This window comes from Jatrophihabitans cynanchi (assembly GCF_027247405.1).
Taxonomy (GTDB): domain Bacteria; phylum Actinomycetota; class Actinomycetes; order Mycobacteriales; family Jatrophihabitantaceae; genus Jatrophihabitans_B; species Jatrophihabitans_B cynanchi.
Map to the genome: position 1 here is coordinate 1832529 of NZ_CP097463.1, position 13260 is coordinate 1845788.

Sequence of the window (13260 nt, forward strand, 5' to 3'; positions counted from 1 at the left end):
CGGTGCCGGCGACGAACTAAGTGTGGTACCAGACGCTCGGAGACGGCTCGCTCAGGCTAACAGTCCGTCCCGGAGCGCCGGGAATGCGGCGGCTCCGCTCAGCGCTCGGTGACCGAGCCGCCCGCCGCGAGGATCTTCTCGCGTGCGGTGTCGGAGAACTTGTCGGCGGTGATCGACAGCTTCACGCTGCCCAGCTCGCCGTTGCCCAGGACCTTCACCGGCTCGCCCTTGCGGACCGCGCCCGCGGCGACCAGCTCGGCCACGCCGACTGTGCCGCCCTCGGGGAACAGCTGCGCGAGCGCGGCCACGTTGACGACCTGATACTCGACGCGGAACCGGTTCTTGAAGCCCTTGAGCTTCGGCAGCCGCATGTGCAACGGCAGCTGACCGCCCTCGAAGCTGGCCGGCACCTGGTAGCGGGCCTTGGTGCCCTTGGTGCCACGGCCGGCGGTCTTGCCCTTGGAACCCTCACCGCGACCCACCCGGGTCTTCTTGGTGTGGGAGCCGGGCGCCGGACGCAGGTGGTGAACTTTCAGCGTCATGCTCTACTCGACCTCCTCGACCGACACCAGGTGGGTGACGGTCGCGACCATGCCCCGGAACTCCGGGCGGTCTTCCTTGACGACGACGTCGTTGATCCGCTTCAGGCCGAGCGAACGCAGCGTCTCGCGCTGGTTCTGCTTGTAGCCGATCCCCGACTTGATCTGGGTGATCTTCAGGCGCGCCATGCTCAGGCCCCCTGTCCCGCCCGCGCCCGCAGCATGCCGGCCGGAGCGACGTCCTCGAGCGGCAGGCCGCGGCGGGCCGCCACCTCCTCCGGACGCACGAGCTCCTTCAGCGCAGCGACGGTTGCGTGCACGATGTTGATCGGGTTGTCCGAGCCGAGCGACTTGGACAGCACGTCGTGGATGCCGGCGCACTCCAGTACGGCGCGCACCGGACCACCGGCGATGACGCCGGTACCGGGGCTGGCCGGCTTGAGCAGCACCACGCCGGCGGCCTTCTCACCCTGCACCGGGTGCGGGATCGTCTGCTGGATCCGCGGGACCTTGAAGAAGTTCTTCTTGGCCTCCTCGACACCCTTGGCGATCGCGGCCGGAACTTCCTTGGCCTTGCCGTACCCGACGCCGACCGTGCCGTCGCCGTCGCCGACGACGACCAGGGCGGTGAAGCTGAACCGGCGGCCACCCTTGACGACCTTGGCGACGCGGTTGATCGTCACCACGCGCTCGAGATGCGTGCTCCGCTCGGCCTGTCCGCCACGGTCACGCCGGTCGCGACGCTCGCCGCGCTGACCGCCCTGGTCGGTACCGCCTGTGCGGGCTCCGCGCTGGGGTCCGGGCATCAGCTTTTCTCCTTGCGTGCGTTGGTCATATCTAGAACTCCAGTCCGGCTTCGCGCGCCGCGTCGGCAAACGCGGCGATGCGGCCGGTGTAGGTGTTGCCGCCCCGGTCGAAGACGACCTTGCTCACGCCGGCGGCCTTGGCCGCCTCGGCGAGCTGGCTGCCGGCCTGCCTCGCCTTGGCCGTCTTGTCGCCGTCGCCGAGCTTGAAGGTCGACACCGACGCGAGCGTCACGCCCAAGCCGTCGTCGACGAGCTGAGCGAACAGGTGCCGCGCGGACCGGCTGACGACCAGGCGCGGCCGCTCCGCCGTCCCGGCGACCTTCTTGCGCAGCCGGAAGTGCCGGCGTGCCTTGGCGACCCGGCGGGTGGCCGAGACGCCGGCCGAGCGGCGAGCCTGCTTGGCGATCGTGGATGCGCCCATTACTTCTTCCCTGCCTTACCGGCCTTACGACGGATGACCTCACCCTGGTAACGCACGCCCTTGCCCTTGTACGGGTCGGGCTTGCGCAGCTTGCGGATGTTGGCGGCAACCTCGCCGACCTTCTGCTTGTCGATGCCCTCGACCGCGAACCGGGTCGGGGCCTCGACGCGGAACGAGATCCCGTCCGGCGCCTTGACCAGGACCGGGTGCGAGAAGCCGAGCGCGAACTCCAGGTCGCTGCCCTTGGCGACGACGCGGTAGCCGGTGCCGACGATCTCCAGGGTCTTGGTGTACCCCTCGGTCACGCCGGTGACCATGTTCGCGATGAGCGTGCGCGAGAGCCCGTGCAGTGCCTTGGACTCGCGCTCGTCGTTCGGGCGGGTGACGGCGATGACGCCGTCATCGCCGCGGTCGACCGCGATGGGCTCGGCCACGGTGTGGCTGAGCGTGCCCTTGGGGCCCTTGACGGTGATCAACTGGCCGGCGATCGTGACGTCCACGCCGGACGGCACGGTGACCGGCAACCTGCCGATGCGAGACATAGCAGACCCCCTTACCAGACGTAGGCGAGGACTTCCCCGCCTACTCCACGCTTGGCGGCCTGCCGGTCGGTCAGGAGGCCGGATGAGGTCGAGAGGATCGCGACGCCGAGGCCACCGAGCACACGAGGCAGCCCGGTCGACTTGGCGTAGACGCGAAGGCCCGGCTTGGACACGCGCCGGACGCCGGCGATGCTGCGCTCGCGGTTCGGCCCGTACTTCAGGTCCAGCGTGAGCACCCGGCCCGGCTGGCCCTCGGGGGCATCGGCGATCTGGAAGCCCGCGATGTAGCCCTCCTGCTTGAGGATCTCGGCGATGTGACCCTTCAGCTTGGAGTGCGGCATGGAGACGACGTCGTGGTACGCCGAGTTCGCGTTGCGCAGACGAGTCAGCATGTCTGCGATCGGGTCTGTCATGGTCATGTGTTGCTCTTCTTTCTCGCGGCGGTTCCTAACGGCCTGCCACGAAGAGTTGCAGTTGATCTTTCGGTGGGGTGACTTACCAGGACGACTTGGTGACGCCGGGCAGTTCGCCCGCGTGCGCCATCTCGCGCAGGCAGATCCGGCACAAGCCGAACTTGCGGTACACCGAGTGCGCCCGACCGCAGCGCTGGCACCGCGTGTAGCCGCGGACGGCGAACTTCGGCTTGGCCGCGGCCTTGTTCTTCAGGGCGGTCTTCGCCATCAGCTGTTCTCCTTAAAGGGGAAGCCGAGCGCCTTGAGCAGCGCGCGTCCCTCGTCATCGGTCTTGGCGGTCGTCACGACGGTGATGTCCATGCCGCGCGGGCGGTCGATCGAGTCGGGGTCGATCTCGTGGAACATCGACTGCTCGTTCAGCCCGAACGTGTAGTTGCCGTTGCCGTCGAACTGCTGGTCCGACAGGCCGCGGAAGTCGCGGATGCGTGGCAGCGCCAGCGACAGCAGCCGGTCCAGGAACTCCCACATCCGGTCGCCGCGCAGCGTGACCTTGGCGCCGATCGGCATGCCCTCGCGCAGCTTGAACTGCGCGATGGACTTGCGGGCGCGCTGCACGAGCGGCTTCTGTCCGGTGATCAGGGTCAGGTCACGGACCGCACCGTCCATGAGCTTGCTGTCCTTGGCGGCCTGGCCGACGCCCATATTGACGACGATCTTGACGAGGCCGGGGATCTGCATCGGGTTCGCGAAGGAGAACTGCTCCTTCAGCGCCGGCGCGATGTCCTCGCGGTAGCGGGCCTTGAGCCGCGGCACCGGAACCTCAGCGGTCGGAGCGCTCATCAGATGTCCTTCCCGGAACGGCGCGAGACGCGCACGTTCTTTCCACTCTCGTCATCGCGCCGGTAACCGACACGCGTCGCCTTGCCCTCGCCGTCGATCACCATGACGTTGCTCGCGCTGATCGCGGCCTCGACGTGCTCGATGCCGCCGGCCTTCGCGCCACGCGAGGTGGTCGAGAGCCGGGTGTGCTTCTTGACGCGGTTCACGCCCTCGACGACCACCTTGTTCGTGATCGGGTCGGCCGCGATGACCTTGCCCTTCACTCCCCGGTCCTTGCCGGCGATGACGACGACCTCGTCGCCCTTCTTAATCTTCACGGCTAGAGCACCTCCGGTGCCAGCGAGATGATCTTCATGAACTTCTTGTCGCGCAGCTCACGGCCGACCGGGCCGAAGATGCGCGTGCCACGCGGCTCGCCGTCGGCCTTGATCAGGACTGCGGCGTTCTCGTCGAAGCGGATGTAGCTGCCGTCGGGCCGGCGCCGCTCCTTCACGGTGCGGACGATGACCGCCTTGACGACATCACCCTTCTTCACGCCGGCACCCGGCAGCGCGTCCTTGACGGTCGCGACGATGGTGTCGCCGATGCCGGCGTAGCGCCGACCCGAGCCACCCATCACCCGGATGCACAAGATCTCCTTGGCACCGGTGTTGTCGGCGACGCGCAATCGCGATTCCTGCTGAATCACTTCGACTCCAGATCCTTGTGATCGCGCCTACGTTCCGGACGTCCCGGCATTAGGCGAAGATCGCTACTTTCCTGTGAAGGCTTCACTTGGCCTTTTCGAGAACCTCGACCACACGCCAGCGCTTGGACGCCGACATCGGGCGGGTCTCCATGATCAGCACGCGGTCGCCGACGCCGACCTCGTTGGTCTCGTCGTGCGCCTTGAGCTTGTTGGTGCGGCGCAGCACCTTGCCGTAGAGCGCGTGCTTGACGCGGTCCTCGACGGCGACCACGACGGTCTTGTCCATCTTGTCGCTGACGACGAGCCCCTCGCGGGTCTTGCGGTTACTCTCGCGGTTCTCACTCATGATGCGGTAACACCTTCACTGGCTTGCGCGGGAGCGACCGAGAGGCCGAGCTCACGCTCGTGCAGGATCGTGTAGATCCGCGCGATGTCGTGGCGCACGGTGCGCAGTCGCCGGTTGTTGTCCAGCTGCCCGGTGGCCGTCTGGAAGCGGAGGTTGAACAGCTCCTCCTTGGCCTCGCGCAGCCGCGTCTCGAGCTCGTCGTCGTGCAGCTCGCGCAGTTCGGCCGTGGTCGTGCTCGCCATCAGAGATCACCTGCTTCACGCTTGACGATGCGGCACTTCATGGGCAGCTTGTGGATCGCGCGGGTCAGCGCCTCGCGGGCGACGACCTCGTTCGGGTAGGAGAGCTCGAACAGCACGCGACCCGGCTTGATGTTGGCGATCCACCACTCGGGCGACCCCTTGCCCGAACCCATCCGGGTCTCGGCGGGCTTCTTGGTGAGCGGACGGTCCGGGTAGATGTTGATCCACACCTTGCCGCCACGGCGGATGCGCCGGTTGATAGCGATACGGGCCGACTCGATCTGCCGGTTCGTCACGTACGCCGACTCCAGCGCCTGGATGCCGTACTCGCCGAAGCTCACCTTGGTGCCGCCGGACGCGGTGCCCTTGCGGCTCGGGTGGTGCTGCTTGCGGTGCTTGACCCTGCGGGGGATGAGCATGACTACTTCTCCGTGCTCTCGTTGTTCGCCTCGGCGTCCGCGGAGCCCTCGGGCTGCGTGACCGGCGACGGCGCCTCGGCCGCGATGTCCGCGGCGGCGGCGGCCTCGGTGGTGACCGGCGCGACCTGCACCTCGGCCGCGGCGACCGCGCTCTCGACCGCCGCGGTCTCGACGGCGGGGGTCTCGACGGCCGCCTCGCCGGTCGGGGCCGACGCGGCGCGACCGGCATCGGTGCTCACGCCGGTGGTGCCCTGCGAGCCGGAGCGGCGTGGCCGCGAGGCCGGCCGGTCACGGCGCTGGCGCAGCGCCTCGGCGGCCTGGGCGGCCTCGCGCTCGGCACGCGACCCGGTCGGCACCTCGCCCTTGTAGATCCACACCTTGACGCCGATCCGCCCGAACGTGGTGCGCGCCTCGTAGAAGCCGTAGTCGATGTTCGCGCGCAGCGTGTGCAGCGGCACCCGGCCCTCGCGGTAGAACTCCGAGCGGCTCATCTCGGCGCCGCCCAGGCGGCCGGAGCACTGCACCCGGATCCCCTTGACGCCCGGGGACTTCAGCGTCGACTGCATGCTCTTGCGCATCGCCCGCCGGAAGCTGACCCGGTTGGACAGCTGCTCGGCGACGCCCTGGGCGACCAGTTGCGCGTCACCCTCGGGGTTCTTCACCTCGAGGATGTTCAGCTGCACCTGCTTGCCGGTGAGCTTCTCCAGCTCGCCGCGGATGCGGTCGGCCTCGGCGCCACGGCGGCCGATCACGATGCCCGGACGCGCGGTGTGGATGTCGACGCGAACGCGGTCACGGGTGCGCTCGATCTCGACCTTGGCGATGCCGGCGCGCTCCATGCCCTTGCTCATCAGCTTGCGGATCGCCACGTCCTCCTTGACGTACTCCGCGTACTGCTTGTCGGCGAACCAGCGACTCTTCCAGTCGGTGGTGATGCCCAGGCGGAACCCGTTCGGGTTGACCTTCTGGCCCATTACTTGGCCCGTCCCTTCTTGCCGGCGGGCGCATCCACGCTCTCGACCTCGATGGTGATGTGGCTGGTGCGCTTGCGGATGCGGTAGGCACGGCCCTGCGCGCGGGGGCGGAAGCGCTTGAGCGTCGGCCCCTCGTCGACGTAGGCACGCGAGACCACCAGGGTCTGCGGGTCGAGCGAGAAGTTGTGCTCGGCGTTCGCGATCGCGCTCGCCAGCACCTTGGCGATCGGCTCACTGGCCGCCTGGGGGGCGAACTCGAGCATCGCCAGCGCCTGCTGCGCGGGCATGTCCCGGATGAGGTCGATGACGCGGCGTGCCTTCATCGGCGTCACGCGGACATGGGTCGCCCGCGCGAACGCGGTACGCACCTCGTCAGTCTGTGGGGAACTCATATCAACCTCTCCGCGACCGGCGGTCGTCCTTGACGTGCCCCTTGAAGGTGCGCGTCGGGGCGAACTCTCCGAGCTTGTGACCGACCATGCCCTCGGTCACGAACACCGGGACGTGCTTGCGACCGTCGTGCACCGCGATCGTGTGCCCGAGCATGTCCGGGATGATCGTGGAGCGCCGCGACCAGGTCTTGATCACGTTCTTGGAGCCCTTGTCGTTCTGGTCGTCCACCTTCTTGAGCAGGTGGTTGTCGACGAAGGGGCCCTTCTTCAGACTGCGTGGCATCAGATCCTCTTAGCGCTTCTTGTTGGTCTTGCGGCGGCGGACGATCAGCTGGTCGCTGGCCTTGCGGCGACGGGTGCGGCCCTCGGGCTTGCCGTTCGGGTTCACCGGGTGCCGGCCTCCGGACGTCTTGCCCTCACCGCCACCGTGCGGGTGGTCGACCGGGTTCATCGCCACACCGCGGACGCTGGGACGCTTGCCCTTCCAGCGCATCCGGCCGGCCTTGCCCCAGTTGATGTTGCTCTGCTCGGCGTTGCCGACCTCGCCGACGGTTGCGCGGCAGCGCACGTCGACGTTGCGGATCTCGCCGGACGGCATGCGCAGCTGGGCGTACGGGCCGTCCTTGGCGACCAGCTGCACGCTGGCTCCCGCCGAGCGGGCGATCTTCGCCCCGCCGCCCGGACGCAGCTCGATGGCGTGGACCACGGTGCCGACCGGGATGTTGCGCAGCGGAAGCGCGTTGCCCGGCTTGATGTCCGCGCCCGGGCCGTTCTCGACCCGGTCGCCCTGCTTGAGCAGCCGCGGCGCGAGGATGTAGCGCTTCTCCCCGTCGGCGTAGTGCAGCAGCGCGATGCGTGCGGTGCGGTTCGGGTCGTACTCGATGTGCGCGACCTTCGCCGGCACCCCGTCCTTGTCGCTGCGCCGGAAGTCGATCACCCGGTAGGCGCGCTTGTGCCCGCCGCCCTGGTGCCGCGTGGTGATCTTGCCGGAGTTGTTGCGGCCACCGCGGTTGTGCAGCGGGCGGACCAGCGACTTCTCCGGCGTGTCACGCGTGATCTCGGCGAAGTCCGCCACCGAGGAGCCACGACGGCCCGGGGTGGTCGGCTTGTACTTGCGAATTGCCATCGTCAGCTACCAATCTGGCCGAAGACGTCGATCCGGTCGCCGTCGCGGAGCGTCACGATGGCGCGCTTGACGCTCTTGCGCTGGCCGTAGCCGAATCGGGTCCGCTTGCGCTTGCCCTGCCGGTTGAGCGTGTTCACGTCGGTGACCTTGACGTTGAACACCTTCTCCACCGCGATCTTGATCTGGGTCTTGTTGGCGTGCGGGTGGACGTCGAACGTGTACTTGTTCTCGTCCAGCAAGCCGTAGCTCTTCTCCGAGATCACCGGAGCGAGCAGCACGTCGCGTGGGTCGTCGAACATCAGGCCTCCTCGGCACTCTCGGTTGCTTCGGCGGCTTCAGCGCTGGTGGCGGCACCCTTGGCCGACTTGCCCTTGGCGGGGCCGGCGAGGAACGCGTCCAGCGCGCCCTTGGTGAACACCACGTCGTCGCTGATCAGCACGTCGTAGGTGTTCAGCTGGCCGGGCTCGAGGATGTGCACGGTCTGCACGTTGCGCAGGCTCTTCCAGGTCAGCTCGTCCGAGCGCTCGGCCACGACCAGGATGTTGGCCGCACCGCTGACCTTGGCCAGCGTGGCGGCGGCGTCCTTGGTCGACGGCGCGTCACCGGTGACCAGCGAGGACACCACGAACAGCCGCTCGTTGCGGGCCCGGTCCGAGAGCGCACCGCGCAGGGCGGCGGCCTTCATCTTCTTGGGCGTGCGCTGGTCGTAGCTGCGCGGCTGCGGGCCGTGCACCACGCCGCCACCGGCGAACTGGGGTGCGCGGGTGGAGCCCTGGCGGGCGCGACCGGTGCCCTTCTGGCGGTACGGCTTCGCGCCGCCGCCACGGACCTCGCCGCGGGTCTTGGTCGAGTGGGTGCCCTGCCGCGCGGCGGCCAGCTGGCCGACCACGACCTGGTGGATCAGCGCGACGTTCAGCGGGACGTCGAAGACCTCGTCCGGAAGCTCGACCTCCGCGCTCTTGGCTGCGGTGTCGGCCGGGTTCTGCACGGTGACTGACAGCGCCATGATCAGGCTCCCTTCGCCGCGGTACGGACGAGGACCAGCCCGCCCTTGGGACCGGGAACGGCACCCTTGATGAGCAGCAGTCCGCGCTCGGTGTCGACCTTGTGCACGACCAGGCTCTGCGTGGTCTGCCGCTCGTGGCCCATCCGGCCGGCCATGCGCAGCCCCTTGAACACGCGGCCCGGTGTGGCGCAGGCGCCGATCGAACCGGGCTTGCGGTGGTTGCGGTGCGAGCCGTGCGAGGAGGAGACGCCGGCGAAGCCGTGGCGCTTCATGACGCCCGCGGTGCCCTTGCCCTTGGTGGTGCCGCTGACGTCGACGATGCTGCCGACCTCGAACACGTCCGCGGTCAGCTCCTGCCCGACGGTGTAGTCGGCAATGGCGTCGGTGCGGACCTCGACGAGGTGCCGGCGCGGGGTGACCTCGGCGGCCTTGTAGTGCCCGGCCACCGGCTTGGTGACCTTGCGCGGGTCGATCTGCCCGTAGGCGAGCTGGACGGCGGTGTAGCCGTCCTTCTCCTGGGTGCGGATCTGGGTGACGACGCACGGCCCGGCCTTGACGACGGTCACCGGGACTATCCGGTTGTTCTCGTCGAAGACCTGGGTCATGCCGAGCTTCTCGCCCAGGATGCCCTTGGTGTCTCGGCTTTCGTTAGCCATTGGTCTCAGATCTCCGCTTACTGGATGTTGACGTCGACCGATGCCGGCAGGTCGATGCGCATGAGCGCGTCGACCGTCTTCGGCGTCGGGTCGAGGATGTCGATGAGCCGCTTGTGGGTGCGCATCTCGAAGTGCTCGCGACTGTCCTTGTACTTGTGCGGCGAACGGATGACGCAGTAGATGTTCTTCTCCGTCGGCAGCGGCACCGGGCCGACGACCCGGGCACCGGTGCGCGTCACGGTCTCGACGATCTTGCGCGCGCTGGCGTCGATGGCCTCGTGGTCATAGGCCTTGAGCCGAATGCGGATCTTCTGTCCCGCCATAGTGGCTGACTCACCTTCACTGTTTTCGGTAGTGCTGCTGCCTCAGGAACGAGCTCGCCCGCCGGTGGCCCGTCGGAGAGCGGTCTTGCGGTCTCAGGTCGAGGCGGCCGGTCCGGATGAACCGGCCGCCTCGGCCGTCGACGGTGTTACTTGATGATCTTCGTGACGCGACCGGCGCCGACGGTGCGGCCACCCTCGCGGATGGCGAACCGCAGACCGTCCTCCATGGCGATCGGCTGGATCAGCTCGACCGTCATCTCGGTGTTGTCGCCCGGCATGACCATCTCGGTGCCCTCGGGGAGGGTCACCACACCGGTCACGTCGGTGGTCCGGAAGTAGAACTGCGGACGGTAGTTGTTGAAGAACGGCGTGTGCCGGCCACCCTCGTCCTTGGACAGGATGTAGACGTTCGCCTCGAAGTTGGTGTGCGGGGTGGTCGTGCCCGGCTTGATGACGACCTGGCCGCGCTCGACGTCCTCGCGCTTGATGCCGCGAAGCAACAGGCCGACGTTCTCGCCTGCGCGAGCCTCGTCGAGCAGCTTGCGGAACATCTCGACACCGGTGACGGTCGTCGTCTGCTTGGTCTCGTGGATGCCGATGATGTCGACGGTCTCGTTGACCTTGAGGATGCCGCGCTCGACACGGCCGGTGACGACGGTGCCACGACCGGTGATCGTGAAGACGTCTTCAACGGGCATGAGGAACGGCTTGTCCGTCTCGCGGACCGGGTCCGGGATCGCCTCGTCGACGGCGCTCATCAGCTCGAGGACCGACTCGGCCCACTTGCTGTCGCCCTCTAGCGCCTTGAGCGCCGAGACGCGGACGATCGGGGCGTCGTCACCCGGGAACTCGTACTGGGTCAGCAGCTCGCGGACCTCGAGCTCGACGAGCTCCAGGATCTCCTCGTCGTCGACCATGTCGGACTTGTTGAGGGCGACCACGATGTACGGCACGCCGACCTGACGGGCGAGCAGCACGTGCTCCTTGGTCTGGGGCATCGGGCCGTCGGTAGCGGCCACCACCAGGATCGCACCGTCCATCTGGGCCGCGCCGGTGATCATGTTCTTGATGTAGTCGGCGTGACCGGGGCAGTCGACGTGCGCGTAGTGGCGCTTCTCCGTCTGGTACTCGATGTGCGCGATCGAGATCGTGATGCCGCGCTGCTTCTCCTCGGGCGCCTTGTCGATCTCGTCGAACGCGAACTGCGGGTTCACGTCCGGGTACTTGTCGTGCAGGACCTTGGAGATCGCTGCAGTCAGCGTCGTCTTGCCATGGTCGATGTGACCGATGGTGCCGATGTTGACGTGCGGCTTGGTCCGCTCGAACTTCGCCTTCGCCACGGTGGATCCCTTTCCCTCTGGGACGGTGCCGGGTTCTTCCCGGCTTGTTGGACTGTTTGTTTTAGGAGTTATTCGCCGGTTGCCTTGGCGATGATTTCCTTCGCCACGTTCTGCGGAACCTCGGCGTAGCTGTCGAAGACCATCGAGTAACTCGCCCGGCCCTGCGTCTTGGAACGCAGGTCCCCGACGTAGCCGAACATCTCCGACAGCGGCACGAGCGCCTTGACCACGCGCGCCCCACTGCGCTCGTCCATGGACTGGATCTGCCCGCGGCGCGAGTTCAGGTCACCGATGACATCGCCCATGTTGTCCTCGGGCGTGATCACCTCGACGGCCATCAGCGGCTCGAGCAGGCACGGGTCGGCCTTGCGCGCGGCCGCCTTGAACACCATCGAGCCGGCGATCTTGAACGCCATCTCCGAGGAGTCGACGTCGTGGTAGCCACCGTCGAGGAGCGTCATCTTCATCCCGACCAGCGGGTACCCGGCGAGGATGCCGTACTGCATGGCCTCCTGCGCACCGGCGTCGACCGACGGGATGAACTCCTTCGGGATGCGGCCACCGGTGACGGCGTTCTCGAACTCGTAGGTCGGACCGTCGGTCACCAGCGGGAGCGGCTCCAGCTTGATCTGCACCTTCGCGTACTGACCCGATCCACCGGTCTGCTTCTTGTAGGTGAGGTCCTCACGCTCGACGACCCGGCGGATCGTCTCGCGGTACGCCACCTGCGGCTTGCCGACGTTGGCCTCGACGGAGAACTCGCGGCGCATCCGGTCGACCAGGATCTCCAGGTGCAGCTCGCCCATGCCGGAGATGACGGTCTGGCCGGTCTCCTCGTCGTTCTGCACCCGGAAGGTCGGGTCCTCCTCGGCGAGCTTCTGGATCGCGATGCCCAGCTTCTCCTGGTCGGCCTTCGTCTTCGGCTCGATCGCCACGTCGATGACCGGCGCCGGGAACGTCATCGACTCCAGCACGATCGGCTTCTGCGGGTCCGAGAGCGTGTCGCCGGTGGTGGTCTGCTTGAGCCCGGCGACGGCGATGATCTCGCCCGCACCGGCGCGCGGCAGCTCCTCACGCTTGTTCGAGTGCATCTGGTAGATCTTGCCGATGCGCTCCTTGCGGTCCTTGGTGGAGTTCAGGACCTGCGCGCCGTTCTCGACGACACCGGAGTAGATGCGCACGTAGGTGAGCTTGCCCAGGTGTTTGTCGGTCGCGATCTTGAACGCCAGCGCCGAGAACGGCTCGGCCTCGTCGGCCTTGCGGTGCTCGACGGTCTCGCCGTCCATCAGCGTGCCGTCGATGCTGGGGACGTCCAGCGGCGAGGGCAGGTAGTCGACGACGGCGTCGAGCATGGGCTGCACGCCCTTGTTCTTGAACGCCGACCCGGTCAGGACCGGGTTGAGGGCACCGGACAGGGTGCCCTTGCGGATCGCTTCCTTGAGGTCCTGGACGGGAATCTCCTCGCCCTCCAGGTAACGCTCGGCGATCGAGTCGTCGACGTCGGACAGCTGCTCGAGCAGCTTCTCGCGGTACTCGTTCGCCTGCTCGAGAAGCGCGGCAGGGATCTCCTCGACCGTGTAGTCCTCGCCCTTCTGGGTCTCGCCACGCCAGGTCAGCGCGCGCATGCCCAGCAGGTCGACGACACCGATGAAGTCGCCCTCGGCGCCGATCGGGACCTGCAGCACCAGCGGGTTCGCCCCGAGCCGCTCGACCATCATGTCGACGCAGCGGAAGAAGTCGGCGCCCGTGCGGTCCAGCTTGTTGACGAAGCACATCCGCGGGACGTGGTACTTCTCGGCCTGCCGCCAGACCTGCTCGGTCTGCGGCTCGACGCCGGCGACACCGTCGTACACGGCGACGGCGCCGTCCAGCACGCGCAGCGACCGCTCGACCTCGACCGTGAAGTCGACGTGGCCGGGGGTGTCGATGATCTGGATGGTGTGACCCTTCCAGGTGCACTTGGTGGCCGCGGACGTGATCGTGATGCCGCGCTCCTGCTCCTGCTCCATCCAGTCCATGGTGGCGGCGCCGTCGTGGACCTCACCGATCTTGTAGGTGATGCCGGTGTAGAAGAGGATGCGCTCGGTGGTCGTGGTCTTGCCCGCGTCGATGTGCGCCATGATCCCGATGTTGCGGGTCTTGGCGAGTTCGGCGTTGTTGGCCATGATTCCTTCTGTTCGTGACGGG

Annotated in this window: 23 protein-coding genes; all 23 read right to left on the reverse strand. The window is 67.7% G+C overall.

Translation table 11 applies throughout. The features are described 5' to 3' along the window. Positions 1 to 98: 98 nt before the first annotated feature. Entirely contained in the window at positions 99 to 542 is a 444-nt protein-coding gene (gene rplO, locus M6B22_RS08810) for a 50S ribosomal protein L15 (protein ID WP_407935600.1), read from the reverse strand. A 3-nt stretch (positions 543 to 545) separates the two neighbouring features. Beyond that, a complete protein-coding gene (gene rpmD, locus M6B22_RS08815; RefSeq protein WP_269445395.1) occupies positions 546 to 728 on the reverse strand; it encodes a 50S ribosomal protein L30 in 183 nt (60 codons plus the stop codon). A gap of 2 nt (positions 729 to 730) precedes the next feature. Then, the gene (rpsE, locus tag M6B22_RS08820) at positions 731 to 1345 is read right to left on the reverse strand and encodes a 30S ribosomal protein S5 (protein WP_269445396.1); all 615 of its coding nucleotides are present in this window, start codon (positions 1343 to 1345) and stop codon (positions 731 to 733) included. Between the two features lie 31 nt (positions 1346 to 1376). Next, on the reverse strand, positions 1377 to 1766 hold the full coding sequence (gene rplR, locus M6B22_RS08825) for a 50S ribosomal protein L18 (protein WP_269445397.1): 390 nt from the start codon (positions 1764 to 1766) through the stop codon (positions 1377 to 1379). Then, positions 1766 to 2308: a 50S ribosomal protein L6 gene (gene rplF, locus M6B22_RS08830; protein WP_269445398.1), complete on the reverse strand. Its 543-nt coding sequence runs from the start codon at positions 2306 to 2308 to the stop codon at positions 1766 to 1768. Before rplF ends, rplR begins: the two co-directional genes overlap by 1 nt. Before the next feature lie 11 nt (positions 2309 to 2319). Beyond that, a complete protein-coding gene (gene rpsH, locus M6B22_RS08835; RefSeq protein ID WP_269445399.1) occupies positions 2320 to 2727 on the reverse strand; it encodes a 30S ribosomal protein S8 in 408 nt (135 codons plus the stop codon). A 76-nt stretch (positions 2728 to 2803) separates the two neighbouring features. After that, a complete protein-coding gene (locus M6B22_RS08840) occupies positions 2804 to 2989 on the reverse strand; it encodes a type Z 30S ribosomal protein S14 (RefSeq protein WP_269445400.1) in 186 nt (61 codons plus the stop codon). Continuing rightward, complete coding sequence (gene rplE, locus M6B22_RS08845; protein WP_269445401.1) at positions 2989 to 3561, reverse strand: 50S ribosomal protein L5; 573 nt, start codon at positions 3559 to 3561, stop codon at positions 2989 to 2991. The genes M6B22_RS08840 and rplE overlap by 1 nt, the downstream gene beginning before the upstream one ends. Next, on the reverse strand, positions 3561 to 3878 hold the full coding sequence (rplX, locus tag M6B22_RS08850) for a 50S ribosomal protein L24 (RefSeq protein ID WP_269445402.1): 318 nt from the start codon (positions 3876 to 3878) through the stop codon (positions 3561 to 3563). The genes rplE and rplX overlap by 1 nt, the downstream gene beginning before the upstream one ends. A gap of 2 nt (positions 3879 to 3880) precedes the next feature. Continuing rightward, entirely contained in the window at positions 3881 to 4249 is a 369-nt protein-coding gene (rplN, locus tag M6B22_RS08855; RefSeq protein WP_269445403.1) for a 50S ribosomal protein L14, read from the reverse strand. 82 nt (positions 4250 to 4331) lie between these two features. Then, a complete protein-coding gene (gene rpsQ, locus M6B22_RS08860) occupies positions 4332 to 4595 on the reverse strand; it encodes a 30S ribosomal protein S17 (protein WP_269445404.1) in 264 nt (87 codons plus the stop codon). Next, entirely contained in the window at positions 4592 to 4837 is a 246-nt protein-coding gene (rpmC, locus tag M6B22_RS08865) for a 50S ribosomal protein L29 (RefSeq protein ID WP_269445405.1), read from the reverse strand. The genes rpsQ and rpmC overlap by 4 nt, the downstream gene beginning before the upstream one ends. Further along, positions 4837 to 5256 carry a 50S ribosomal protein L16 gene (gene rplP / locus M6B22_RS08870; protein WP_269445406.1) on the reverse strand — a complete coding sequence of 140 codons (420 nt, stop codon included), beginning with the start codon at positions 5254 to 5256 and terminating at the stop codon, positions 4837 to 4839. The genes rpmC and rplP overlap by 1 nt, the downstream gene beginning before the upstream one ends. Positions 5257 to 5258: 2 nt before the next feature. Beyond that, positions 5259 to 6230, reverse strand: a complete 972-nt coding sequence (gene rpsC / locus M6B22_RS08875) for a 30S ribosomal protein S3 (protein WP_407935601.1) — start codon at positions 6228 to 6230, stop codon at positions 5259 to 5261. After that, positions 6230 to 6622: a 50S ribosomal protein L22 gene (rplV, locus tag M6B22_RS08880; RefSeq protein ID WP_269445407.1), complete on the reverse strand. Its 393-nt coding sequence runs from the start codon at positions 6620 to 6622 to the stop codon at positions 6230 to 6232. The genes rpsC and rplV overlap by 1 nt, the downstream gene beginning before the upstream one ends. Before the next feature lies 1 nt (position 6623). Then, positions 6624 to 6905, reverse strand: coding sequence for a 30S ribosomal protein S19 (gene rpsS / locus M6B22_RS08885; protein ID WP_269445408.1), 282 nt, complete (start codon positions 6903 to 6905; stop codon positions 6624 to 6626). A gap of 9 nt (positions 6906 to 6914) precedes the next feature. Beyond that, the gene (gene rplB / locus M6B22_RS08890) at positions 6915 to 7748 is read right to left on the reverse strand and encodes a 50S ribosomal protein L2 (protein ID WP_269445409.1); all 834 of its coding nucleotides are present in this window, start codon (positions 7746 to 7748) and stop codon (positions 6915 to 6917) included. Positions 7749 to 7750: 2 nt separating this feature from the next. Beyond that, positions 7751 to 8047 carry a 50S ribosomal protein L23 gene (rplW, locus tag M6B22_RS08895; RefSeq protein ID WP_269445410.1) on the reverse strand — a complete coding sequence of 99 codons (297 nt, stop codon included), beginning with the start codon at positions 8045 to 8047 and terminating at the stop codon, positions 7751 to 7753. After that, on the reverse strand, positions 8047 to 8754 hold the full coding sequence (rplD, locus tag M6B22_RS08900) for a 50S ribosomal protein L4 (RefSeq protein WP_269445411.1): 708 nt from the start codon (positions 8752 to 8754) through the stop codon (positions 8047 to 8049). The genes rplW and rplD overlap by 1 nt, the downstream gene beginning before the upstream one ends. Before the next feature lie 2 nt (positions 8755 to 8756). Further along, positions 8757 to 9410 carry a 50S ribosomal protein L3 gene (gene rplC / locus M6B22_RS08905; protein ID WP_269445412.1) on the reverse strand — a complete coding sequence of 218 codons (654 nt, stop codon included), beginning with the start codon at positions 9408 to 9410 and terminating at the stop codon, positions 8757 to 8759. A 17-nt stretch (positions 9411 to 9427) separates the two neighbouring features. Continuing rightward, positions 9428 to 9733 (reverse strand): 30S ribosomal protein S10, encoded by a 306-nt coding sequence (rpsJ, locus tag M6B22_RS08910; RefSeq protein WP_040804197.1) that lies wholly within the window; start codon positions 9731 to 9733, stop codon positions 9428 to 9430. Positions 9734 to 9879: 146 nt separating this feature from the next. After that, complete coding sequence (gene tuf / locus M6B22_RS08915; protein WP_269445413.1) at positions 9880 to 11073, reverse strand: elongation factor Tu; 1194 nt, start codon at positions 11071 to 11073, stop codon at positions 9880 to 9882. A 68-nt stretch (positions 11074 to 11141) separates the two neighbouring features. Then, positions 11142 to 13238 (reverse strand): elongation factor G, encoded by a 2097-nt coding sequence (gene fusA, locus M6B22_RS08920; RefSeq protein ID WP_269445414.1) that lies wholly within the window; start codon positions 13236 to 13238, stop codon positions 11142 to 11144. Between the last annotated feature and the right edge of the window lie 22 nt (positions 13239 to 13260).

Bases quoted from the DNA above. Each gene is read 5' to 3' on its own strand.
- rplO (WP_407935600.1), bottom strand. From the start codon at position 542: ATGACGCTGAAAGTTCACCACCTGCGTCCGGCGCCCGGCTCCCACACC.
- rpmD (WP_269445395.1), bottom strand. From the start codon at position 728: ATGGCGCGCCTGAAGATCACCCAGATCAAGTCGGGGATCGGCTACAAG.
- rpsE (WP_269445396.1), bottom strand. From the start codon at position 1,345: ATGCCCGGACCCCAGCGCGGAGCCCGCACAGGCGGTACCGACCAGGGC.
- rplR (WP_269445397.1), bottom strand. From the start codon at position 1,766: ATGGGCGCATCCACGATCGCCAAGCAGGCTCGCCGCTCGGCCGGCGTC.
- rplF (WP_269445398.1), bottom strand. From the start codon at position 2,308: ATGTCTCGCATCGGCAGGTTGCCGGTCACCGTGCCGTCCGGCGTGGAC.
- rpsH (WP_269445399.1), bottom strand. From the start codon at position 2,727: ATGACCATGACAGACCCGATCGCAGACATGCTGACTCGTCTGCGCAAC.
- M6B22_RS08840 (WP_269445400.1), bottom strand. From the start codon at position 2,989: ATGGCGAAGACCGCCCTGAAGAACAAGGCCGCGGCCAAGCCGAAGTTC.
- rplE (WP_269445401.1), bottom strand. From the start codon at position 3,561: ATGAGCGCTCCGACCGCTGAGGTTCCGGTGCCGCGGCTCAAGGCCCGC.
- rpsQ (WP_269445404.1), bottom strand. From the start codon at position 4,595: ATGAGTGAGAACCGCGAGAGTAACCGCAAGACCCGCGAGGGGCTCGTC.
- rpmC (WP_269445405.1), bottom strand. From the start codon at position 4,837: ATGGCGAGCACGACCACGGCCGAACTGCGCGAGCTGCACGACGACGAG.
- rplP (WP_269445406.1), bottom strand. From the start codon at position 5,256: ATGCTCATCCCCCGCAGGGTCAAGCACCGCAAGCAGCACCACCCGAGC.
- rpsC (WP_407935601.1), bottom strand. From the start codon at position 6,230: ATGGGCCAGAAGGTCAACCCGAACGGGTTCCGCCTGGGCATCACCACC.
- rplV (WP_269445407.1), bottom strand. From the start codon at position 6,622: ATGAGTTCCCCACAGACTGACGAGGTGCGTACCGCGTTCGCGCGGGCG.
- rpsS (WP_269445408.1), bottom strand. From the start codon at position 6,905: ATGCCACGCAGTCTGAAGAAGGGCCCCTTCGTCGACAACCACCTGCTC.
- rplB (WP_269445409.1), bottom strand. From the start codon at position 7,748: ATGGCAATTCGCAAGTACAAGCCGACCACCCCGGGCCGTCGTGGCTCC.
- rplW (WP_269445410.1), bottom strand. From the start codon at position 8,047: ATGTTCGACGACCCACGCGACGTGCTGCTCGCTCCGGTGATCTCGGAG.
- rplD (WP_269445411.1), bottom strand. From the start codon at position 8,754: ATGGCGCTGTCAGTCACCGTGCAGAACCCGGCCGACACCGCAGCCAAG.
- rplC (WP_269445412.1), bottom strand. From the start codon at position 9,410: ATGGCTAACGAAAGCCGAGACACCAAGGGCATCCTGGGCGAGAAGCTC.
- rpsJ (WP_040804197.1), bottom strand. From the start codon at position 9,733: ATGGCGGGACAGAAGATCCGCATTCGGCTCAAGGCCTATGACCACGAG.
- fusA (WP_269445414.1), bottom strand. From the start codon at position 13,238: ATGGCCAACAACGCCGAACTCGCCAAGACCCGCAACATCGGGATCATG.